The sequence below is a fragment of the Microbacterium elymi genome (assembly GCF_021582895.2).
GTDB lineage: Bacteria > Actinomycetota > Actinomycetes > Actinomycetales > Microbacteriaceae > Microbacterium > Microbacterium humicola.
In genome coordinates, this window is sequence record NZ_CP091139.2 from 2,556,449 (window position 1) to 2,578,593 (window position 22,145).

The window sequence follows — 22,145 nt, forward strand, 5'->3', positions numbered from 1 at the left end:
CGTGCTGGTCGTCCCATGCGCCGTAGATCTCGAAGCCCGGGGTGCCCGCCATCCCGTGGCGCAGCGCGCGCACGGTCTTGCCGGCGATCGTCAGCTCGCCGATCGCGAAGAACCGGATGTCGGGCACCGATCCGCCGGCGACCTCGGTGACCAGGTCCATCGCGTGGATGCCCTGGATCTGGAAGCGGAATACATCGCGGGGTGCCTGGCGCACCGCCCAGTTGTCGTTCTTGGTGGCGGTGACCTCGAACGAGCTTGCGCTCGAGGTGGAACAGCAGCCAGTTGCTGGCGGTGGGCGCGCCGACGATGCGATAGAAGCCCTCTTCCTCGTGGAAGATGATCGCGTCGGCGATGAAATGGCCGTCCGGCGCCGCGAAGACGATCTGTTTGGCCCGCATCACGGGGAAGTCATCGAGCCGGTTGACGGCGAGTGTCCTCAGGAACGGGATGACCTCGCTGCCGCGCAGCCTGCAGTTCCGTCATGTGGTAGGACTGCTCCAGCAGGGCCACGCCGTGCCGCCACGCGCGCACCTCGTCGCGCCAGTTCGTGAATTCGGCGGGGATGCCCGGGATCTGGAACGGGCCGAGCGTCGATGCGCGCATCATCGCGACCGGCCCGCCCGCTTCGTGGATCAAGGTCTCGAGGGTCTTCGGTATGGCGGCGCTTGCTCATGGGTTCCTCTTTCACGACGGTGTAGGCAGTACATTACACATATATATGTGGATTTGTATATGTCGAATGTTGGATATCTGAACGGCACCCGGTAATCTGGAGCGGCCGGAGAGGGGATGCCGCGGTTGAACGACTCGCCTGATGCTGGTGTCGATCGTGCCGTCACGGCGGCGCTGCGCGAATTGTCCTGGACGGTGCACCGGCGCCCACCACAGCGCAACAGCGCCGGGCCGCTGAACACCACGGCCATCGCCATGCTCAAGCAGGTGGTCGACGCCCCGGGCTCGACGGTCGGCGAGTTGGCGGCCGAGCTGGCGCTGCGGCAGTCGAATGCGAGCGCGGCCGTCCGGCTGCTGGTCCAGCATGGATACGTGGAACGACGGCCCGACCTCGAAGATCGCCGCGTGGTGCGGATCATGCCGACCGAGCGCGGCGTGCGCGAGGAGCAGGTGGTCGCGGCAGCCTGGGCCGGATCGCTCGACGAGGCGTTCGCCGGTCTGCCCGCACAGCGTCAGCAAGAGCTGCGCTCGGCACTGGTCGCGCTGCGCGAGATCGAGCGCCGCCTGCGGGGGATCGCCCGCGTCACGTCCTGAACCGCGACGGGTGCGGGCATCCGGCGCTACGGCTCCCGTGGCCCTGCTACGGTGCGCACGAGCGCAGGACGCCGCGGAACCACTGTGTGAAGGCGTCGTCCGAGACCCACGGACTCCAGACCATGTCCATGCCGGTCGCGCCGGTGGGAAACGGCAGCGGCACCGACCACAGCTCGCTGCTGGCGGGCAGGGCGCGCACGACCTGAGCGAGGTGCACCGCGACGAACGGGCCGCCGGCGACGAGGTCGGCCAGCATCATCGAGTCGGTGACGGTGGCCGCGACGTCCACGTGGATGCCGTGCGCCTGCATGATGTCGTACACGTACGACGCGGCCCCCGTGTCGAACAGCACGTGCGGCCGGGTGCGCAGGACCTCGACGACGTTCTGCTCGGTCACATCGTCCCGGCCGGCGATGACCACCCAGCCGTCCTCGTAGAGGAGTTCACGGGGGTGCCTGGTCGGAACCGCGCGCGGCATCAGCGCGACATCCACGCCGTCGGTCGTGAACATCTCGTCGATGTCGGCCCGGGCGATGCGGAACCGGAGGTGCATGTTCGGCGCCTGCGCGTGCACCGTCTGCAGCAGTCTGTTGCCCAGCACCCGGATGGAGCTCGAGGTCAGGGCCACCGTGACGGTGCGCCCGTCGGTCGCCGGGTCGAAGGTCACCCCTCGGACCAGCTGCTCCGTCTTCAGCAGGATGTCGCGCAGCGGCGCGATCAGGCTCTGCGCGCGGGAGGTCAGCTCGGAGACGTTCCCCCGGCGCACGATGATCTCGTCGCCGAACAGGTCGCGCACGCGACGCAGCGCATGGCTCATCGCGGGCTGCGAGACGCCGACGCGGCGGGCCGCCCGGGTGACCGAGACCTCTTCGATCAGGGCGTGCAGCGAGACGAGGAGGTTCAGGTCCAGGGACGCGAGGCTCTGTTCGGCAGGGTTCCGGATGCTGGGGCCACTCATGCACCAAGTCTATGCCGTCGATAATTCATATTCATTTGATCTATGTGTGTTGGTCCCGTTGACTGGGGGACAGTTCAGCCGCCGCGCGGATCGCGGGGGCGGGCTCGCCGGCACACCCGTACCGGCGATCACCAGCGACGAAGGTGGCAACCATGTCCTTTCAGGATCGAATCTCCCGTGCCGGCTCCGCGATGAAGCTCCTGGCGCATCCGGTCCCGGTGTCTCCGGGATCCTTTTCGCCGTACCCCCGGTTCCACTCCAACTGGCGCGACGAACAGCACGCCTGGGCGACGACCGCGGTGCTGTTCAACCAGTCGTGGCACATGACCGACTTCTCCCTGTCCGGACCGGATGCCCTCCGCCTCCTGTCCGACACCTCGACGAACAGCTACGAGAACTTCGGCGAGGGCCGGGCCAAGCAGTATCTGGCGGTCAACCACCAGGGCCACGTCATCGGGGATGAGATCCTGTTCGCCATGCCCGGCGGCGTGTTCGTGGTCGTGGGCGAGCCCCCGGCACTGAACTGGCTCGAATACCAGGCCCGGATCGGCGGCTACGACGTCACGATCCAGCGTGAGCCGGGTCTGACCTCCACCGGAATCACCGGGTCGACGCCCAAGAGCCTGTTCCGCTATGAGATCCAGGGGCCGAACACCCAGAAGATCCTCGATCGGGCCGCGGGGGCGAAGGTCGAGCGGGTGAAGTTCTTCGGTCTGGCCGACATCACGATCGGCGGACACCGGGTGCACGCCCTCGGGCACACGATGGCCGCCGCGCCCGGCACCGAGAACACGGGGCTCGAGCTGTTCGGCCCCGAGGAGGAGCACGAGGCCTTCCTTGCGGCGATTCTGGCGGCCGGCGAAGAGTTCGGCCTCGTCCGGGGCGGTGCGATCTCGTACAACTCGGCGCTCGCGGAGGGCGGATGGGTTCCGGCGCCGCTGCCGGCCATCTTCGGCGACGACCTGGCCGAATATCGCGAGGGGCTGGCCGATGACACCCTGGAGGGCGTGTTCGGTTCGTTCGGGCTTGCGCGGCAGCTACCACTCCGATGCCATCGAGGACTGGTACTCCACTCCGTGGGACCTCGGCTACGGTCACATGGTCAAATTCGACCACGACTTCATCGGCCGCGCTTGCGCTCGAGCAGATGGCGACGCAGCCGCGTCGCAAGAAGGTGTGGCTGATGTGGCACCCGGAGGACACGGCGCGCGTCCTCGTCGACTCCGAACTGGACCATCCCGGCCGTCCGCGGCTGCTGCCGACCCCCGTCTCGGCCGAGTACCGCGACCTGGTGCAGACCCCGGACGGCACCGCCGCCGGTCTCACCCATGTCCACGGCTACACCGTGAACATCGGCGGCTGGATCTCGGTCGCCTCGATCGGGGAGGAGCACGCCGTCGACGGCACCCAGCTGGAGATCCTGTGGGGCGATCACGACGGCGGGGCGGGCAACCCGTTCATCCCCGACCACACGATCACCCGGATCCGGGCGACGGTGCGCACCACTCCACCCACGGCGCACTGACCGGCGGTCGCCGTTCGGCGGGTCAGAACCGGTCGGGCGACGGGGTGCCGTGGCCGTAGCGGATCACGACGTCGGCGTGCCGGTCGAAGCGGTACCCGACGCCGCGCACCGTGCGCACGACATCCTCGTACCGTCCGAGCTTGGCGCGCAGTCGCCGCACGTGCACGTCGATCGTGCGCTCGCCGGGGGCGTCCTGCTCGGTCGCGCTCTGCCAGAGCGACGAGACCAGCTCGGTCCGCTCGATCGTGCGACCCTCGCGCAGCGACGAGATACTGCAGCAGCTCGAACTCCTTGAAGGTGAGCGCGGCCGACTCGCCGTCGATCACGACGCGCTTGCGCGAGATGTCGACCACGACGCCGCCGGGCACCGTCTCGGGCTCGGGGTCGGGCTCGGGCTTGGTGCGGGCCACGGCGCTCGGCTCGTGCAGCGCGAGGCGGACGACGTCCACATCCCGGCCGCCGGCGCCGACCGGGGCGAGGGCGACGGTCGCGTAGGTCTCGGCCTCGGGTGCGACCTCGGCGAGGGTGCGACGCAGCGCGTCGACGATCGTGCCGAGCGAGACGCCGGATGCGGCCGCCTTGATCTCGTCGAAGCCGACGTACAGGGCGAAGCCGCGGGGCGTGGTCCCCGGGGGCAGGTTGCGGTCGGCGGTCGCGGCCGGAGCGGGAGCGGTCTCGGGGATGTCGGCGACGAGGCGGAGGGCGGGGCGGGTGGAACTCGTGGCGGTGGGGCGCTCGAGGAGGGCGGTGTTCGACATGGGATGACGTCCTTGACGGAAGAGACCTGCCGGTCGGCGATGCGATCGGCGGCGTGTGCGGTTGTGCTGCGATGACGGCCCGAAGCGGGCCGGGGCGAGGCATCCTTGCGCGGAGTGCGCCGAGGTGCTCGGGGGCTCAAGCAGCGCGGCCTTCGAGGATGGGAAGGCGGCGTGTGCGAGCCCGGCGGGGTTACCGGCTCAGCGGCACATTCGACAACACAGGACAACGCGGCCGGGCATCATGATGCCGGCAGTTCCGTTCGCCTCCCGGGCGGACAGAGAACGGGCGTTGTGAGTCATGTCGCTGATTATGACGGAATGCGTCCGCAGGTGTCAAATCGCTCGGATCCCGTCCCAGCCGCGCGTCGAAATGTGACAGATTGCTCAACCGGGCGATGGCAGTGTCGTCCGAGCGCCGAGAGGGCCGACCCGGCTGGCAGACTGTCCCCTCGTGAAGGTGCACATCGTCGGGACATCGGGCTCCGGAAAGTCGCGCCTGGCCGCGCGCGTGGCCGAGGCTCTCGGCGTGCCGCGACTCGAGCTGGATGCCGTGTTCTGGGATGCGGACTGGACTCTCCGCGACCTCGACGAGGCGCATCGGATGATCCTCGACTTCGTCCGTGCGCACCCCGACGGCTGGGTGATGGACGGCAACTGGGCGTCGCGGCTGGGCGACGTGCTCGACCCGCCCCACGAACCCGACGTCATCGTCTGGATCGACCACTCGCGCCTGCGGACCGTCGGCCGGGTGATGCGGCGCACCGCGCGCCGCGGGATCCTGCGCGAAGAGCTGTGGCACGGCAACCACGAGCGACCCTCGTCGTGGCTGCGCCGCGACCCCGAGGAGAACATCGTGCTGTGGTCATGGACGCAGCATCCGGTCGCCCGCGCGCGGATGGAGCAGCGCCTGGCCGACGGCGAGCCGATCGTGCGGCTGCGCGGTCAGCGGGCAGTGGATGCCTGGGTTCGGGCGATCCATGGCGCCGCCGACGTCGCACGGGGTTAGCCTGGCGATGTGGATGAGCTCATCTTCGCGAAGGAACCCGAAGCCTCGCGCTACACACTGCACCGTGGCGAGGATCTCGTCAGCGTGCTGGATTACCGCGACGACGGCCGCACCGTCGCCATGACCCGCGCCTACACCGTGCCGCCGTTCCGCGGCCACGGCTACGCCGGTGAACTCGTGGACCGCGCGGTGGCCGACCTCGAAGCCGACGGCGACCGGACCATCCGGCCGGTGTGCTGGTATGTCGCCGACTGGTTCACCGCGAACCCGGCTCACCGCGGCATCCTGGCGTCGTCGTCGACGACGCAGCGCTCAGCGTCCTGAGACGAACGCGGATCCGCGCGGCCGCGGAACGCGATGACGGATGCCTCGGCCTGCCGCGATCGCGATGTCGGAGGGCGCCCGTACCGTGGGGGACATGCGCATCCTGCACACCTCGGACTGGCACATCGGGCGGACCTTCCACGGCAGCTCGACGCTGACGGCGCTGCGCGGCGTGCTCGAGGCGCTGGTCGTCGAGGTGCGGGACCGCGAGGTCGACGTCGTCGTGGTGGCCGGCGACGTGTTCGACTCCGCCGCCCCCGCCGCCGACTGCTACACGCTGCTCACCGACACGCTGGTCGCGCTGTGCGACACCGGTGCGCGCGTCGTCGTCACCAGCGGCAACCACGACTCGGCGGCCCGGCTCGGCTTCCAGGCGAAGCTTGCGCGACGGCATCCACGTCCTGACCGATCCGACCGCGATCGCGACGCCGATCACGATCGACGACGAGCACGGCCCCGTCCACTTCTACGGGATCCCGTACCTCGAACCCGCCCTCGTGCGCCGCCAGTGGCCGGGTGTGCGCAGCCAGGCGCAGGCGCTGTCCCGCGCGATGGACCTGGTGCGCGCCGACGCCGCCGTGCGCGGCGGCCGGCACGTGGTCGCCGCGCACTGCTTCGCCGCGGGCGTCGAGGCGACGCCGCAGCTCGAGCGCGACATCCAGCAGGGCGGCCTCGACGTCGTGCCGCTGTCGGTGTTCGACGGGCCGGACTACACCGCGCTCGGGCACATCCACGGGCGCAACGTGCTCAGCGAGCGGGTCCGCTACGCGGGCGCCCCGCTGCACTACAGCTTCGGCGAGCGCGACAAGCCGCGGGGGGCGTGGCTGGTCGAGCTGGATGTCGCGGGCCTGGCCCAGGTCGAGTGGGTCGATCTGCCGGTGCCCCGGGCGCTGACGGTGATCAGCGGGCCGCTGGACGAGCTGCTCACCGCGGCGCGATTCGCCGACGCCGAAGGGGACTGGGTCAGCGCCCGCTACACCGACACGGCCGCGCAGCCGGATCCGATGCGGCGCCTGGCAGCGCTTCCCCCACTGCGCCGAGGTGCGGCATGCGCCGGAGCGCAGCGCACCGGCCGATTCCCGGTCGTTCGCGGCGCGCGTGAAGGCCGCCGAGTCCGAGACCGAGCTGGTCGAGGCGTTCCTCGCTCACGTCCGCAACGGCGAAGGCGCCGACGAGGCCGAGACCGACCTGATCCGCGATGTGCTGGACGAGCACGTGGCGGCAGAGGTGACGGCATGAAGCTGCACCGGCTCGAGCTCGAGGGGTTCGGCCCGTTCCTGCAGCACCAGAGCGTCGACTTCGACGCGTTCGACGACGACGGCATCTTCCTCATCGCCGGGCGCACCGGCGCCGGCAAGTCCAGCATCCTGGACGGCGTCGGATTCGCCCTCTACGGCGGGGTGCCGCGGTACGACGGAGGTGCGAAGCGGCTGCGCAGCGACCACTGCCGCCCCGAAGACCGGACCGAGGTGCGGCTGGAGTTCACCGTCGCCGATCGGCGATGGCGGGTGACCCGGTCGCCCGAGTACGAGCGGCCGAAGAAGAACGGCACCGGCACCACCACCGAGGACCACCGGGCGCTGGTGGAAGAGCTCGTGGACGGCGAATGGGTGGGGCGAGCGGCGAAGCCGCGCGAGGCCGGCGAGCTGCTCGGCGAGATCATCGGACTGAACCGCGAGCAGTTCCAGCAGGTGATCCTGCTCGCCCAGAATCGGTTCGCCGAGTTCCTGCTCGCGCGCAACGACGATCGGCAGGCCCTGCTGCGGACGCTGTTCGGCTCGCGTCGCTACCAGGACTACGAGAGCGCCCTCGAGCAGCGTCGCAAGGATGCCGAAGCGGCCGTGGCGACGGGGCTTCGCGGCGTCGAGGCCGTGCTCGACGAGGCCGACCGGGTGATCGCCGAGCACGACTTCGGCGCGGACGACGACCCGGCCGCGACCATCCCGGACCGCCTCCTCGGAATCGAGCGGGCCACCGAGCGGGGCCGGTACCGGATCGAGGTGCTCGACACCGAGCGGGCCTCGGCCCTGGCCGCACGGGATGCCGCGCTGACCGCCCATCAGGAGCTCGAGCGTCTGCACGAACGGGTGGCCGCCCGGATCGCCGCCCGTGCCGCGCTGTCCGCGCTGGAGGAGCGCGCCGACGAGATCGCGACTGCACGCCGCACGCTCGCGGACGCGCGCCGTGCCGAGGCCCTGCGCGCCCCGCTCGAGACCGCGGCCGAGGCCGAGGCGGCGGTCGCCGCGCACCGCGATGCCGAGGCGTCCGCGCGCTCCGCCTGGGTGAGCAGCAGGGTGGACAGCTGGGTGAACAGCAGGGTGGACGGCAGGGGCGACACCGCCGACGACGTGGACCGCGACGCCGACGAGGCGTCCCTCGCCGCCGTGATCGACGAGCTGACCGGTGCACTGGCCGTGTGGCACACCGCACACGCGCATGAGACCGCGCTGTCCGAGCTTGCGCACCACGCTGGTCGCGCGCGAGGCGGACGCCGCGGCGGGAGCCGAGCGGATCGTCGCGCTGGAGGCGCTGCGCGCACAGCTGCCCGCCCGGCGGGCAGAGCTCGAGACCGCGCGGACGCAGGCCGCGACGGCTGCGACCGTGGAGGATGCGCGCACCGCCGTCGCCGATGCCGGGGCGCGCCTGTCCGCGGCGCTCGACGCGAAGGCGCGCGACGACGAGCGCGCGGTGGCCGAGAGGCGCCGGCTGGCCGCCGAGGACGACGCCGTGACGGCGGCCGCCGCCTACACCGCGCTCCTGCGCCGCCGGGTCGAGGAGCGCGCCGGCGAACTGGCCGCCGGACTCGCCGAAGACGAGCCTTGCCCGGTCTGCGGCTCGCGGGAGCATCCCGAGCCCGCGCCGGCCGCGGACGCGCCGGTGACCGACGACCAGCTCGCCTTCGCCGAACGCGACAAGGATGCCGCGCAGCGGCGCGCCCGCGAGGCCGCCGAGGCGGACGCCGCCGCCCGCACCGCCCATGCGGGGCAGCCGGCCGCGCGGCCGGAATGGATGCGGCGGCCGCCCAGGCCGCCCACGACGAGGCGCGCGAGCGGCTCGCGGCGGCCGAGGCCGCCGTCCGCCTCCGCGAGTCGCTGGACGCCGATCGTGCCCGGCTGGACGAAGAGGACGCCCGCACCGCGGACGAGCTCACCGAGCTGGGTCGCCGCCAGGCCGCGCGGGGCGAAGAGATCGCCACCCTGCGGGAACGGGCGACGGCCGCGATCACGGCGGTGGACGCCGCCCGGGGCGACTTCGCCACGGTGGCCGAGCGCATCGCGGACGGCGAGCGCCGCCGCACGGCTGCCGTGAGCCTGCAGGAGGCCCTCGTCGCGCGTGCCGCGGCCGAGACCGCGGCCCGCACCGCCGCCGCCGCCCGGGACCGGCGGGTCGCGGCATCCGCCTTCGCCGACCCCGCCGCAGCCCGCGAGGCGCTTGCGCGACGACACCGAGCGGCAGGTGCTGGAAGAGACGATCGGCGCGCACGACAAGAGCATCGACCTGCAGCGGGCGCGCCTGATGGACCTCGAGATGGAGCTGGCCGGCATCCCCGACCCGCTGCCCGCACTGGACGACAGCGCGGCCACGCTGGCCGCCGCACGGGAGCGCGCCGACACGGCGGCCACCGCGGCGGCCGCCGTCGAGCACGCCGTGCGCACGCTCGGCGGCCTGCAGGAGCGCGCACGCCGGGGGCACGAAGCCATCGCCGACCTCGAGCAGCGGCACCGGCTGATCGCCGGGGTGGCGCATGCCGTCGCCGGACGCAACGATCGCAAGATGGACCTGGAGACGTTCGTGCTGGCCGCCGAGCTCGAGCAGATCGTGGACGCCGCCAACCTGCGGCTGGACGAGATGTCGTCCGGCCGGTACCGCCTGCAGCACACGGACGCGCTGGCCGCACGCAATGCCGCCAGCGGCCTGGGCCTTCAGGTCATGGACGCGTACACCGGGCAGGCGCGGCCCGCGCAGTCCCTGTCCGGCGGCGAGACGTTCCTGGCCTCGCTGGCCTTGGCACTCGGGCTGGCCGAGGTCGTCACCTCACGGGCCGGCGGCATCCGCCTGGACACGCTGTTCATCGACGAGGGGTTCGGATCGCTCGATCCCGAGACGCTCGAACTGGCGATGCGCACCCTGGACGAGCTGCGCCAGGGGGCCGCACCGTCGGGGTGATCAGCCACGTCGAGGCGATGAAGGAGCAGCTGCCCGCGCAAGCTGGTGGTCGAAGCGGCCGCCCACGGGCCGAGTACGGTCCGTCAGACCGCGCTCGACCCGGTGTGAGCCTGCGACTTGACGAGGTACTGCTGGGCCGACTCGAGCACGGCGTGCATGAACTGCTCCGCCTGCTCCTCGGTCACGGCGCCCTGGCTGGAATCGACCATGGACTGCGCCTCGGTCGAGATCGCATCCTCGCCCAGCGCGTCATACGCCTGGAGCATCGCGGTGCCGATGAGCACCAGCGTGTCGTCCGCGTAGAGCTGGTCGATCTGGTCATCGGTGGCACCCGGCTGGATCTGCGTGACGAGATCGCGGATCTTCGGCCGCACGTCCTCGACGTACGCGGCCTCGTCGTAGGTGCCGGCGGCGCCGTCGGTGCCGTCGGTCGTCTCCGAGTCGGTGGCGTCGTCCGAGGCCTGCGCCGACGGAACCGATCCCGAGCTCGAGTCGGACAGCGACGAGTTCGCGGCCAGCCCGATCCACAGCAGCGAGACGGTGAGCGCGATCGCGAACACCACTCCGCCGACGATCGAGACGATCAGCCCGGCGATGCCGAAGCCCTTGCCGCCCTGTGCCTTGCTGGCCAGCACGACGATCGACAGGATGAACGCGGCAAGGCAGCACGCCGCCGATGATCGCGAAGATCACGCCGACGAACGGCACGAAGCCGACGAACGTGACCAGCAGCCCGATGACCGCCAGGACCAGCCCGACGATCGCGAGCACCTTGGGCCGTCCATCCGGCTGCCGCGGCGCAGGCGCGCCGCCCTGCGGGTAGCCGGCCGGCGGGTAGCCGCCCTGGGCCGGGGGCGGATAGGCACCGGGCTTGCGCCGGGGCCGCCGGGGCGACGGGTCCGGCGGCGGCGGGACCTCCGCTCGGCGCCGGCGGAACCGGAGGCACCGGGGCAGCGGATTGCCGGACGGGTCAAGGGGAGTGGTCAAGAGAGTCCTCCAAAGGACGTCGGTGTCCGATCAGCCTAACGAATTCTCTGCGGCGCCTATGAATGCGGCGCCGAGGGAGGCTGCACGTCCCGTGCCGACAGCGAGACCGGGCGGACCAGGACGTGTCGCCGGTCGCGCACCCACCGCAGCCGATCGGCGCGGAGCTGCGCCCGCGTCGCGAACCGATAGCGATACTCCACCACGCGCACCCAGCGGGGGCGGGCGCCGTCGAACGGATCGGAGTCCAGCAGCCGGAGGGTGGCCGGGTCCGCCTCGAGCAGGCGGATCAGCAGGGCCTGGAACCAGTCCTCCAGCGACCGGCCCAGTGGCAGGAACCACATCAGCCAGTCCAGCCGCAGATGGTAGGGCGCCACCTGGCGGGGCAGGCGCCGCAGCGAGCCGGGCTTGCCTTTGAACTCGTACTCGGACCAGGCCGCGGCATCCGGGTCTTCGTCTCGCGTGCCCTCGATGATGTACTCGATCCGCACCTTGGTCACCGTCCCGAACGCCCCGTAGGCGTTGGCCAGCTGCCACCGGTTGAAGCTCGCGTTCATCAGCTGCCGCTTCGCCACGAGGTTGCGCGCCGGCCACCAGCTGAGCACGAGGTACAGCAGGAACACGGCGGACGTGACGGCCACCCAGTACACCGGCATGTCGTCCGGCGCCCACCAGTCCGTCCCGTTCGCGCCGGCCGGCGCGTCCCCCCGGTGCAGGCCGTAGCCCGAGAACGCGAGCACGACCGTCGCCCAGTTCAGCCAGGCGAAGTTGCCGGTGGCCACGAGCCACAGCTGGGTGGCGATGACGATGGATGCCGCGACCACCCCCACGATCGTCGGCACCGGACCCGGCAGCCAGAGCCCGAGGACCGGGGCGAACAGGAACCACGGCACCACGAGCTTGCGCGAAATGGTTGCCGAGCACCTCGCCGCGATGGAACCAGCGCGGCAGCAGGTGCGCCTGCCGGCTGAGCGGCCCCGGCATCGGCTTGCGTCTCGTGGTGGTAGGTCAGCGCGGTCAGGTCGCGCCACTCCCGCCCGCCGCGGATCTTGATCATCCCGGCGCCGAACTCCAGCCGGAACACCAGCCACCACATCAGCACGATCACCGTCGTGGGCGGCGGCTGGGTGCTCGAGCCGAGGAATGCGGCCAGGAATCCCGCCTCCAGCAGGCATCTCCCAGCCGAAGCCGTAGAACGTCTGCCCGATCGAGACCACCGACATGTACCCGAGCCACAGGGCCAGGAAGCACAGCATGGGCACCCACGGCGGGGCCAGCTGCGGCACGCCGACCACCAGCAGCGCCGCGACCGCCATCCCGCACCAGCACAGCGCGGCCAGCCGCCGGTCGGTGTACCGCCAGCGCCGGAACAGCGTCGGGCGCAGGCATCCGCCCCGCCCGCGCCGACGAGCGGGCCCAGTCCAGCAGCTGCCGGTGCCGGCAGCAGCCCGTGCTCGCCGAGCAGCGCCGGGAACTGGTTGCGGGTGGACAGGAATGCGATCAGGTAGAGCGCCGCGATGCCGCGCTCGAGCACCTCGCGTGCGAAGCCGAAATCGACCGCGGCGAATCCGTCCATCGGCTCACCCGAACAGCTCGGTCAGCTCGGTGGGCTCGGCGGTGTCGCGCAGCGCCTGCCGCGCGGCCAGCCAGCCCGGCATCCCGTGTACGCCGGGTCCGGGCGGGGTGGCCGCCGAGGCGAGGTAGACGCCCCGCATCGGGGTGCGCCAGGGCGTGCGCGAGAGCACGGGACGGGCGAACGCCTGGCGCATCGTGAACGATCCGCCGAGGATGTCGCCGCCGATGTCCGCCGGATTGTACGCGTGGCGCTTGCGCGGCGGTCATGACGTGGACGGCGACTATGCGGTCGCGGAAGCCGGGGCGAATCGCTCCAGCTGTGCCGTCACGGTCTCGGTCGGATCCAGCGTCGAGCCGCTCGGCACGTGCAGATAGGCCCACAGCGTCTGCGCTCCGTCCGGTGCTCGGGACGGATCGAGGATGCCGGGCTGGACGGTGAGCACGTACGGCCGGTCCACGACCCGGCCCTCGGCCACCGCGTTCTCCGCGGCCTCGATCTCGGCTCGGGTGCCGCCGAGGTGCACGGTCGGCGCGGCGGCGACATCCGGGTTCGCCCAGGGCACCGGCCCGTCCAGCGCGAAGTCGACCTTCGCCACGGCGGGCCCGTACCGGTACCGGCGGACCGCCCGCGCATACCCGGCCGGAACGTCCGGCAGGGTCAGGGCCAGGCGCGGGGCGGTGTCCAGCAGCGCAGGTCGCCGGCGGCCGGGTCGCCCCAGTCCAGGGCCGACAGGTCGCCCACCCGGTGGCCGGTGTCGACCACGCCGCCGTGCGCGCGCAGATCGTCGATGAGCGCATCGGCGATCGCGTCCGAGCCGCCGCGCGGATACGCCCACCCGGTCGAATGCGCATGCGCGAGCAGGTAGAGCGCCGACGCGGTGGCCGCCAGCGACGGCAGGGTGCTGTTGGCGTGCGCGACCACGCCGGTGAGCAGGGCCGCCGCCTCGTCAGTGCGGAATGTGGGCAGCATCCACCGCCCGGCCGTCGTGCCCAGCTTGCGCCATCCGCAGTGCGAACCGCGCCGCCGTGACCGGATGCCGGGGCACCCGGATCAGCTGGTTCCCGGTGAAGTCGGCCACTCCGGCCAGCCGTCGGTTCAGCGGCCGGACGATGCGCCGCCATGCGGGGCCGTCCGCGCCGAGGCCCGCGACGGTGCGGTCCAGGTCGCGCCAGGCCACAGCGGCGCGCCCGTCGTCCAGCGGGTGGGCGAATGAGGCCTCGGGCACGATCCAGTCGATCCGGTCGAGTCCGAACGCCCGGAAGAACGGCGAGCTCAGCGCCGCCGGGTGGACGGCCGAGCACACGTCGTGCCGGTACCCCGGGAGGGTCAGCGCGGCGGTGCGGACGCCGCCGCCGGGGGTGTCGGACGCCTCGACGACGCGCACCTCGTAGCCGGCCCGGGCGAGCGCGACCGCGGCGGCCAGCCCGTTCGGGCCGCTCCCGACGATCGTCGCTCGTCGTGCCATGGGTCCAGTCTGGCACCTGCGGCGTCCACTCATGGGGGGTTGACAGCGTCGGTGCCCACGATGCGGGGCCGACAGGCCATGATGGAGAGCACAGGTCCACGAAGGGGGAGTGGTTGAGATGGAATCGACGAAGCTGGATGCCCCGGATCCGATTGCGGCGCGGCTGGGCTGGGAACCGGGATCCGAGGCGGGAGTCCGGATCCGCGCGCTCGCCAAGGAGATCCTCGCCGACCGTCTCGAGATCGACCCCGTGTTCGTGAACGTCGAACGCGAGGCGCCCCGGCAGTTCGGGCATCACCCGCAGCCGATCGCCGTCGTCGACGGGCGCGAGGTGCCCCTGGCCGTGCACACCTCCAGCTTCCGGTCGGCGTCGGTGGTGGCCGTCTCGGAGCCCGGGGTGCTGGTCGGGCTCGACATCCGCGACCACCAGCCGGACGAGGGGATGCTGCACGAGATCCGTGGACACTCGCACCTGTGGGGCGACAGCCTGTGGGAGGACGCCAGCACCGAGAAGCTGCTCCTGCACTGGTCGCGCGTGCAGGCGGTGCGCCAGGCCGACCCGCGTGGGGTGAGCGTGCGCCCGGAGCAGGTGCGGCTGGATCCGCCGTTCGCGAAGGCGTGGACGCCGGATCGGACGAATGCCTACCGGCTGATCGACCTGTCGCGAAAGGGCTTCATCATCACCCTCGCGTGCGGGTCGGCGGCCACCGACTGACCGGTCAGTCCACCAGGTCCGGCAGCGCCGCCTTCAACTCGGCCAGCCAGGCACGGGCGTTCCCGTCCGACGGAGCCCGCCAGTCGCCGCGCGGCGAGAGGGAACCGGCCGGCGACACCTTCGGCCCGTTCGGGATCGCGCTGCGCTTGAACTGCGCGAACGCGAAGTAGCGCTGCAGGAACACCTGCAGCCACGTCACGATCGTGGGCAGGTCGTAGCCATACCGCTCGTCGACCGGGAACCCGGGCGGCCAGGCTCCGGCATCCGGGTCCGCCCATGCGTGCGCGGCGAGGAATGCGATCTTGGACGGCCGGAAGCCGTAGCGCAGCACGTGGAACAGCGTGAAGTCGTGCAGCGCGTACGGCCCGATCCGGTCTTCGGTGGACTGCATCCCGCCGTCGGCGTCGGCCGGGACGAGTTCGGGGCTGATCTCGGTGTCCAGCACCGACTGCAGCACGTGGGCGGCCCCGGCATCCAGCCACCCCTCGTCGGCACCGCTCGCGATCACCCAGCGGACGAGGTGCTGGATCAGCGTCTTGGGCACGCCCGTGTTGACGGCGTAATGGCTCATCTGATCGCCCACGCCGTAGGTCGACCAGCCCAGGGCGATCTCAGACAGATCGCCGGTGCCCACGACGAACCCGCCGCGCTGATTCGCGAGTCGGAACAGATAGTCGGTGCGCAAGCCCGGCCTGCACGTTCTCGAAGGTCACATCGTGCACGGGCTCGCCGCTGGCGAAGGGATGCCCCATCGTGGCCAGCAGCTCTTGTGCGGCGGGGCGAATGTCGATGGTCTCGATCGAGGCCCCGATGGACTCGGCCAGCGCGATGGCATTCGACTTCGTGTGCTCGCTGGTGGCGAAGCCGGGCATCGTGAAGGTCAGGATGTCGCTGCGTGGCCGGTCCAGCCGATCCATGGCCCGCGCGATCACCAGCAGGGCGTGCGTCGAGTCGAGCCCGCCGGACACGCCCAGCACGGGCTTGGGGCTGCCGATGGCCTGCATGCGCTCGACGAGCCCCGACACCTGGATGTTGAACGCCTCGTAGCAGTCCTGTGCGAGCCGGTCTGCGTCATCCGGCACGAACGGGAACCGGTCCAGCGGCCGGCGCAGCCCGATGTCGGCGGACGGCGGGTCCAGCAGCACGTCCACGGTGACGAACGCGGCATCGCCGATCAGGGCCCGGTTGTCGTCGAACGTCCCCTGCCGCAGCCGGTCCTGCCGCAGCCGGTCCAGGTCGACGTCGGCGACGCTGCGGCGCGGCCCGTCCGGGAACCGCTCGGTGGAGGCCAGCAGCTCGCCGGTCTCGAAGATCATGGTCTGCCCGTCCCACGACACGTCGTTCGTGGATTCGCCGGTGCCGGCGGCGGCATACGCGTAGGCGGCCAGGCAAGCGCAGCGACTGCGACCGGCAGAGGGTCGCGCGGTCCTCGGCGCGGGCGATGGTGATCGGGCTGCCGGACAGGTTGACCAGCACCGTGGCGCCGGACAGCGCCGCGACCGAGGAGGGCGGGACGGGCACCCAGACGTCCTCGCAGACCTCGGCGTGCAGCACCAGGCCGGGAACGTCGCGCACGTCGAACAGCAGGTTGGTGCCGAACAGCGCCTCGCGCCCGCCGATCCGGATCGCCGCGCCGTCGAACGGTGCGCCGGCGGCGAACCAGCGCCGCTCGTAGAACTCGCGATACGTGGGCAGGTGCGCCTTGGGGGCGACGCCGATGATCTCGCCCCGGTGGATCACGACCGCGCAGTTGTACAGCCGGCTGCGGTGCCGCAGCGGGGCGCCGACCACCAGGACGGGGAAGAGGTCGGCGGATGCCGCGGCCAGGCGCTCCAGTGCCGCCTCGACGCCGTCCAGCACGGCGTCCTGCATCACCAGGTCCTCGATCGAGTACCCGCTCAGGCACAGCTCGGGGAACACGGCCACCGCGACGGCATCGTCGTGGCATTCGCGGGCGGCGGCCAGGACGGCGTCGGCGTTGGTCTGCGGATCGGCGAGGGCGACCGGGATCGTGCATGCGGCGACCCGCGCGAACCCGTGCCGGTATGCGCTGGCGAAGGGCAGGCTCATCCCCTCAGTCTGGCACCGTCGCCGGGGTGTCGGTGGCCGTCTGTAGGGTCGAGGCGGAAGGGAAGGCATGCGGTACATCGAAGACGAAGGCCGGATCGTCTGGAGCGCCAGCGACCTGAAGGCGGCGGCCGAGTGCGAGTTCGCCTGGCTTGCGCGCGATCGACGCGAAGGTCGGGCGCGTGCCGGCGGTGGTCGACCCCGAGGACGAGACGCTCGCCCGGGCCGCCCGGCTGGGCACCGAGCACGAGCGGCGGGTCCTGGCCGCGTACCGCGAGCGCCTCGGCGACGCCGTGACCGAGATCCCCACGGCCGCATCCTCGGACGCGACGGCGATGGCGGATGCCGTGGCCGCCACGATCGCGGCGCTGAACGACCCCGCGACCCGGGTGGTCTACCAGGCCACGTTCCAGACCGCCGAGTTCGTCGGCTTCGCCGACTTCCTCGTCCGCGAGGACGACGGCCGGTGGGTGGTGCAGGACTCCAAGCTGGCGCGCCACGCGCGGGTCACGGCGCTCATGCAGTTGGCGGCATATGCCGATCAGCTCGACCGGCTGGGGGTGCCGCGAGCCGGTCGGGTCGAACTGCTCCTGGGCGACGGCACCACCAGCGTGCACCGGGTCGACGACCTCATGCCGGTGTTCCGGCTTGCGGCGCGCGCGGCTGCTCGCGCTGATCGCCGACCGGCAGCTCGCGCGCGGTCTCGAGGGCGAGGCGATCGCCTGGGGCGACGAGCGCGGCGAGCTGGGCGTGGTCGCCTGCGGGCGCTGCGCGACCTGCGATCAGGAGGTCGTCGCGTTCCGTGACCTGCTGCTGGTGGCGGGCATGCGGCCGGTGCAGCGCGAGCGGCTGCGGGCCGCCGGCATCCGCACGATCGACGCGCTGGCCGAAGCATCCGCCCCGCCGCCGAAGATGAGCGCCGAGACGTTCGCGATGCTGCGCACCCAGGCCCGGCTCGAGCTGCAGAGCCCGGCGGGCATCCCGGCGCTGGTACCGGCCCCGGCGCCGGCCTCCGCCGCGGTGCCGGTCGCGGCCGACGCGCCGCCGGTCGCGGTTCTCGCGCCGGCCGTCCCGACGTACGAGGTCGTCTTCCCCAAGGCGCTCGGCGCGCTGCCCGCGCCCGGACCTCGGCGACATGTTCTTCGATTTCGAGGGCGACCCGCTGTACACCGAGGGCGCGCGCGCCCAGGACTGGGGCATCGACTATCTGTTCGGCTGGGTCGACGTGCGCGAGCAGTACACCGGGCTGTGGGCGCACAGCTTCGCCGACGAGAAGGCCACATTCGAGCGCTTCCTCGACATCGTCCGCGCGGTGCGCGACCGGCATCCCGGCATGCACATCTATCACTACGCGCCGTACGAGACGACCCATCTGCTGGCGATGGCCGCCCGTCACGGCGTGCGCGAGGCCGAGCTCGACGGGCTTGCGCGACGGTGTGTTCGTCGATCTGTATCCGATCGTGCGGCGGGCGCTGCGGGTGGGCTCGCGTTCCTATTCCATCAAGAAGCTCGAGCCGCTGTACATGGGCGACGAGGTGCGGACGAGCGACGTCCAGCGCGGCGACGACTCGATCGTCAAGTATGTGCAGGCGCGGGGCCTGTCCGACGACGGGCAGGATGCCGCCGCCCAGGTCGTACTCGACGACCTCGCCGACTACAACCGGTACGACTGCGTCTCGACACGGCGACTGCGGGATTGGCTCGTCGACCGCGCCCGCGAGGCGGATCTGCTGCCCTCGCGCGACATCGAGTCGGTCGAGATCGCGTACGCACCGTCCCGCCGCGCGGACGACCTGCGGCGGCTGGCCGCCGACGAGGGTGTGCCCGAGGCAGACGCCGGGGCGCTGCGGCTGGGCGCGGCCGCGATCGACTACTACCCGCGCGAGGCGAAGTCGTTCTGGCAGGCGCACTTCCTGCGGTTGCGCGAGCCGATCACGGTGTGGGAGAACACGCGCGACGTCGTGGTGGTCGACGCCGACCGCAGCGGGGTGACCGAGGACTGGCATCCCGGCCCCCGCTCGGTGCGCCGCCTGGTCCGGCTTGCGCGGCGAGGTCGCCCCCGGCACCCGGCTGAGCGTGGGGACGCGGCCGTTCGTGCTGTACGAGACGCCCCCGCCGTTCGGTGCCGACGCGATGCCGCGATGGGTGCACGCGGCGCGCGAGGTCGAGGTGGTCGAGGTGCTCGACGACGGCGCGATCGTCGCCGAGACGGCAGCGGACGGGCAGACGTGGCACGAACTTCCGGTCGCGATCTGCCCGGCTTGCGCCGCCGCGGGCGGGCAATCAGCAGGTCGCGATCGACGAGTGGGCGGATGCCGTCGTCCACGCCGCTCCGGCCTTCCCGGCCGATCCGGCCAGCGACATCCTGCGCCGCCGTCCGCCGCGCACCCGCACCATGCCGCTGGGTGACCAGGCGCGTCCCGCCGACCACATCGGCGCCATCTCGGCGGCGCTGCTCGACCTGGATCGCAGCTACCTCGCCGTGCAGGGGCCCCCGGGCACCGGCAAGACGTATGTGGGCTCGCATGTGATCGCGCGGCTCGTGCGCGAACACGGCTGGAAGGTGGGCGTGGTGGCGCAGTCGCACGCGGTGATCGAGCACATGCTCGACCGGGTCGTGGCGGCGGGGGTGCCGGCCGGCCAGGTCGGCAAGGCGCGCAAGGCGGGGGCCGAGGGCGACGTGTCGTTCACCGCCTTTCCGAAGAACGGCCTGGCCGGGTTCGCCGAGGAGCACGCCGAGGGCGGGTTCGTGGTCGGCGGCACGGCGTGGGACTTCAGCCACGTCGGACGGGTGCCCCGGCGATCCCTCGACCTGCTGGTGATCGACGAGGCCGGGCAGTTCTCGCTGGCCTCGACGATCGCGGTGGCCGCGGCATCCGATCGCCTGCTGCTGCTGGGCGATCCGGGCAGCCTGCCGCAGGTGAGCCAGGGGATCCACCCCGAGCCGGTGGACGCCTCCGCGCTCGGCTGGGTGATGGACGGGGCCGACGTGCTGCCGCCGGCGTACGGGTTCTTCCTCGATCGCACCTGGCGCATGCGCCCCGAGATCGCCGAGCCGGTCTCGCGACTCTCGTACGACGGCGAGCTCGCGTCGCGGCCGAGCGCCGCGCTGCGGGGATCGAGGGCGTCGCCCCCGGTGTGCACGCCGTACCGGTGCGCCACCACGGCAACGCCACCCAGTCGCCGGAAGAGGCGGCGGTGGTGGTCGAGATCGTGCGCGACCTGCTCGGCCGCCCGTGGACCGACGTCGAAGAGGACCGCCCGCTGCCGCCGCGGCCGCTGGAGCAGTCCGACCTGATCATCGTCACCCCGTACAACGCGCAGCAGGTGATGGTCGAAGAGGCGCTGCACGCCGCCGGATTCGGTGCCGTCCCGGTGGGCACCGTCGATCGGTTCCAGGGGCAGGAGGCCGCGGTCTCGATCGTGTCGCTGGCCGCGTCGAGCGGGAAGGACGCCCCGCGCGGGCTGGAGTTCCTGCCTCGCAGAATCGGCTGAACGTCGCGATCTCGCGGGCCAAGGCGGTGGCCTATCTCGTCTACGCCCGGGGCTGCTCGACGACCTGCCGCGCACGCCCGACGGGGTCACCCGGCTGAGCGCGTTCGCCCGCCTGGCCGGGGTGGACGACGACCCGGAAGGGGATGACGGGGCACACCGTAGACTCGGCGCATGAGCGAAGACCTGCCCCAGCAGTTCGAGATCGATCTGCCGCCTGAGATCATTCCCGGCAACTACGCAGACTTCGCGAACGTCTGGCACACCCCGACGGTGTTCGTCATGGACTTCGTCACGCTGGCGCAGCCGCCGCGGGAAGAGACGCACCCCGACACCGGGGAGCAGATCGCCATCGTCCCGGCGCGGGTGGTCAGCCGCATCCGCATCCCCCCGGAGCAGGTGTTCGAGCTGGCCAAGGCGCTCACCCAGCAGCTCGAGTTCTGGGAGCAGGAGACCGGCAAGCGCTCCCCCTCCTGACCCCGCCCCCGCCTGACCTCGCCCCCTCCTCCTTCCCCGCCGAGGTTGTCTTCCGTCCGCCGAGGTTGTGCTCGGTCCCGCGAGGTTGTCCTCCGTCCCGCGAGGTTGTCTTCCGTTGTGCGAGGTTGTCTTGGGTCACAGGATGCATTCGGATGCCTGGGGACGATCTCGGCGAACGGAGGACAATCTCGGCGAATGGGAGGGAGGGGAGGGCGGGTCAGACGGTGCCGTAGAGGCGGTCGCCGGCGTCGCCGAGGCCGGGCACGATGTATCCGCGGTCGTTCAGGCCCTCGTCGCGCGCGCCGAGCACGAGCGTGACGTCGCGGTCGCCCACCTGCTCGTCGATCTTCGCGATCCCCTCGGGCGTGCCCAGCAGGCAGATCGCGGTGATGTCCTGCGCACCCCGGTGGAACAGGAAGTCGATCGCCGCACCCAGCGACCCGCCGGTGGCCAGCATCGGATCGAGCACGAAGCACTGCCGATCCGACAGATCCGTGGGCAGCCGCTCCGCATACGTGCTGGGCTCGAGGGTCTCCTCGTCGCGGACCATGCCGAGGAATCCGACCTCGGCCGTCGGCAGCGCTTGACCATGCCCTCCAGCATCCCGAGCCCGGCGCGCAGGATCGGCACCACGAGCGGACGCGGCTCGTCGATGCGCACACCCATCGTCGTGGTCACCGGCGTCTGGATCTCGACCGGGGCGACGCGCACGCCGCGGGTCGCCTCGTAGGCCAGGAGCGTGACCAGCTCCTCGGTGAGCTGACGGAACACCGGCGACGGCGTGCGCTGATCGCGCAGCACCGTCAGCTTGTGGGTGATGAGGGGATGATCGGCGATGTGCACGCGCATGCTCCCAGGGTACTGGTCGGCCTCGCTCCCACCCGACCCCGTACCCTCGTGATGTGACCTCTGCCTTCGACTCCGCGATGGACCGCGCGCTGGTTCTGGCCGTGCGGGCCGGAGCCGCCGGCGACGTCCCCGTCGGCGCCCTCGTGCAGGATGCCGCGGGCCGCACGATCGCCGAAGGGTGGAACGAGCGCGAGCAGACCGGCGACCCCACCGCCCACGCCGAGCTCGTCGCGCTGCGCAGGGCCGCGGCATCCCTCGGCTCCTGGAACCTCGAGCAGCGACACGCTCGTGGTCACCCTCGAGCCCTGCCTGATGTGCGCCGGCGCGATCCTGCAGGCGCACATCCCGCGGGTGGTGTTCGGCGCCTGGGACGAGAAGGCGGGCGCCGCCGGCTCGCTCTACGACGTGCTCCGCGATCGCCGCCTGCCGTACCGCGCCGAGGTCATCGGCGGCGTGCGGGAGGATGCCGCATCCGCTCTGCTGCGCGACTTCTTCGATCAGCGACGCTGACCAGCG

The 22,145-nt window shown here is 71.9% G+C and carries 17 protein-coding genes and 10 pseudogenes; 17 read left to right on the forward strand and 10 right to left on the reverse strand.

All coding sequences use genetic code 11. The features are described 5' to 3' along the window. Positions 1-10: 10 nt before the first annotated feature. Positions 11-214, reverse strand: a pseudogene (locus L2X98_RS21410) (aminomethyl transferase family protein); the annotation flags it as partial. Positions 215-408: 194 nt separating this feature from the next. After that, positions 409-636 carry a DEAD/DEAH box helicase family protein gene (locus L2X98_RS13895; protein ID WP_259611314.1) on the reverse strand — a complete coding sequence of 76 codons (228 nt, stop codon included), beginning with the start codon at positions 634-636 and terminating at the stop codon, positions 409-411. Positions 637-789: 153 nt separating this feature from the next. Here L2X98_RS13895 and L2X98_RS13900 point away from each other — a divergent pair, with 153 nt between their 5' ends. Next, positions 790-1,266: a MarR family winged helix-turn-helix transcriptional regulator gene (locus L2X98_RS13900; protein ID WP_259611315.1), complete on the forward strand. Its 477-nt coding sequence runs from the start codon at positions 790-792 to the stop codon at positions 1,264-1,266. Positions 1,267-1,312: 46 nt separating this feature from the next. On the opposite strand, the gene L2X98_RS13905 is transcribed toward L2X98_RS13900, so the two are convergent. Further along, positions 1,313-2,224 (reverse strand): LysR family transcriptional regulator, encoded by a 912-nt coding sequence (locus L2X98_RS13905; protein WP_259611316.1) that lies wholly within the window; start codon positions 2,222-2,224, stop codon positions 1,313-1,315. Positions 2,225-2,415: 191 nt separating this feature from the next. Between L2X98_RS13905 and L2X98_RS13910 the strand changes: the two genes are divergently transcribed. Then, positions 2,416-3,408 carry a hypothetical protein gene (locus L2X98_RS13910; RefSeq protein ID WP_259611317.1) on the forward strand — a complete coding sequence of 331 codons (993 nt, stop codon included), beginning with the start codon at positions 2,416-2,418 and terminating at the stop codon, positions 3,406-3,408. Next, on the forward strand, positions 3,372-3,749 hold the full coding sequence (locus tag L2X98_RS13915) for a hypothetical protein (RefSeq protein WP_259611318.1): 378 nt from the start codon (positions 3,372-3,374) through the stop codon (positions 3,747-3,749). The genes L2X98_RS13910 and L2X98_RS13915 overlap by 37 nt, the downstream gene beginning before the upstream one ends. A gap of 22 nt (positions 3,750-3,771) precedes the next feature. Here the strand turns inward: L2X98_RS13915 and L2X98_RS13920 are convergent. Continuing rightward, positions 3,772-4,507, reverse strand: a pseudogene (locus L2X98_RS13920) (winged helix-turn-helix domain-containing protein). A 451-nt stretch (positions 4,508-4,958) separates the two neighbouring features. Between L2X98_RS13920 and L2X98_RS13925 the strand changes: the two are divergent. The 6 genes and pseudogenes from L2X98_RS13925 to L2X98_RS13950 all read left to right on the forward strand — a co-directional run bounded on the left by L2X98_RS13925 (position 4,959) and on the right by L2X98_RS13950 (position 10,004). After that, positions 4,959-5,513, forward strand: a complete 555-nt coding sequence (locus tag L2X98_RS13925) for a P-loop NTPase family protein (RefSeq protein WP_259611319.1) — start codon at positions 4,959-4,961, stop codon at positions 5,511-5,513. 9 nt (positions 5,514-5,522) lie between these two features. Continuing rightward, entirely contained in the window at positions 5,523-5,837 is a 315-nt protein-coding gene (locus L2X98_RS13930) for a GNAT family N-acetyltransferase (protein WP_259611320.1), read from the forward strand. Between the two features lie 94 nt (positions 5,838-5,931). Beyond that, positions 5,932-6,168 (forward strand): annotated as a pseudogene (gene sbcD / locus L2X98_RS22395) (exonuclease subunit SbcD); the annotation flags it as partial. 220 nt (positions 6,169-6,388) lie between these two features. Further along, a pseudogene (locus tag L2X98_RS22400) lies at positions 6,389-7,603 on the forward strand (exonuclease SbcCD subunit D); the annotation flags it as partial. A 691-nt stretch (positions 7,604-8,294) separates the two neighbouring features. Beyond that, positions 8,295-9,146, forward strand: coding sequence for a hypothetical protein (locus L2X98_RS13945; RefSeq protein WP_259611321.1), 852 nt, complete (start codon positions 8,295-8,297; stop codon positions 9,144-9,146). A 123-nt stretch (positions 9,147-9,269) separates the two neighbouring features. After that, complete coding sequence (locus L2X98_RS13950; RefSeq protein WP_259611322.1) at positions 9,270-10,004, forward strand: SbcC/MukB-like Walker B domain-containing protein; 735 nt, start codon at positions 9,270-9,272, stop codon at positions 10,002-10,004. 83 nt (positions 10,005-10,087) lie between these two features. Here the strand turns inward: L2X98_RS13950 and L2X98_RS13955 are convergent, their stop codons facing one another. From L2X98_RS13955 to L2X98_RS22405, 3 genes and pseudogenes are all read right to left on the reverse strand, one after another. Continuing rightward, positions 10,088-10,639 carry a hypothetical protein gene (locus L2X98_RS13955; protein ID WP_259611323.1) on the reverse strand — a complete coding sequence of 184 codons (552 nt, stop codon included), beginning with the start codon at positions 10,637-10,639 and terminating at the stop codon, positions 10,088-10,090. A gap of 408 nt (positions 10,640-11,047) precedes the next feature. Beyond that, a pseudogene (locus L2X98_RS13960) lies at positions 11,048-12,564 on the reverse strand (lipase maturation factor family protein). Positions 12,565-12,568: 4 nt separating this feature from the next. Then, positions 12,569-14,029, reverse strand: a pseudogene (locus L2X98_RS22405) (phytoene desaturase family protein). 118 nt (positions 14,030-14,147) lie between these two features. On the opposite strand from L2X98_RS22405, the gene L2X98_RS13970 reads away from it, so the two are divergent. Further along, positions 14,148-14,744, forward strand: a complete 597-nt coding sequence (locus tag L2X98_RS13970; RefSeq protein WP_259611324.1) for a hypothetical protein — start codon at positions 14,148-14,150, stop codon at positions 14,742-14,744. Positions 14,745-14,748: 4 nt separating this feature from the next. Here L2X98_RS13970 and L2X98_RS13975 read toward each other — a convergent pair. Next, positions 14,749-16,814 (reverse strand): annotated as a pseudogene (locus L2X98_RS13975) (NAD(+) synthase). A 149-nt stretch (positions 16,815-16,963) separates the two neighbouring features. On the opposite strand from L2X98_RS13975, the gene L2X98_RS21440 reads away from it, so the two are divergent. After that, positions 16,964-17,617 (forward strand): hypothetical protein, encoded by a 654-nt coding sequence (locus L2X98_RS21440; protein WP_354002798.1) that lies wholly within the window; start codon positions 16,964-16,966, stop codon positions 17,615-17,617. Here the strand turns inward: L2X98_RS21440 and L2X98_RS21445 are convergent. Then, the gene (locus L2X98_RS21445; RefSeq protein ID WP_354002799.1) at positions 17,594-17,908 is read right to left on the reverse strand and encodes a hypothetical protein; all 315 of its coding nucleotides are present in this window, start codon (positions 17,906-17,908) and stop codon (positions 17,594-17,596) included. The two genes, L2X98_RS21440 and L2X98_RS21445, sit on opposite strands and share 24 nt — an antisense overlap. A 38-nt stretch (positions 17,909-17,946) precedes the next feature. Here L2X98_RS21445 and L2X98_RS22410 point away from each other — a divergent pair. From L2X98_RS22410 to L2X98_RS13985, 5 genes and pseudogenes are all read left to right on the forward strand, one after another. Further along, positions 17,947-18,207 (forward strand): annotated as a pseudogene (locus L2X98_RS22410) (ribonuclease H-like domain-containing protein); the annotation flags it as partial. Positions 18,208-18,235: 28 nt separating this feature from the next. Next, a complete protein-coding gene (locus tag L2X98_RS21450; protein WP_354002800.1) occupies positions 18,236-19,342 on the forward strand; it encodes a ribonuclease H-like domain-containing protein in 1,107 nt (368 codons plus the stop codon). Then, entirely contained in the window at positions 19,294-20,109 is an 816-nt protein-coding gene (locus L2X98_RS21455) for an AAA family ATPase (RefSeq protein WP_354002801.1), read from the forward strand. Before L2X98_RS21450 ends, L2X98_RS21455 begins: the two co-directional genes overlap by 49 nt. Then, positions 20,010-20,306, forward strand: a complete 297-nt coding sequence (locus tag L2X98_RS21460) for an AAA domain-containing protein (protein WP_354002802.1) — start codon at positions 20,010-20,012, stop codon at positions 20,304-20,306. The genes L2X98_RS21455 and L2X98_RS21460 overlap by 100 nt, the downstream gene beginning before the upstream one ends. A 171-nt stretch (positions 20,307-20,477) precedes the next feature. Further along, entirely contained in the window at positions 20,478-20,780 is a 303-nt protein-coding gene (locus L2X98_RS13985) for a DUF3467 domain-containing protein (RefSeq protein WP_259611325.1), read from the forward strand. 217 nt (positions 20,781-20,997) lie between these two features. Here L2X98_RS13985 and upp read toward each other — a convergent pair. After that, positions 20,998-21,629 (reverse strand): annotated as a pseudogene (gene upp / locus L2X98_RS13990) (uracil phosphoribosyltransferase). 77 nt (positions 21,630-21,706) lie between these two features. On the opposite strand from upp, the pseudogene L2X98_RS13995 reads away from it, so the two are divergent. After that, positions 21,707-22,139, forward strand: a pseudogene (locus L2X98_RS13995) (nucleoside deaminase). The last annotated feature ends 6 nt before the right edge of the window (positions 22,140-22,145 follow it).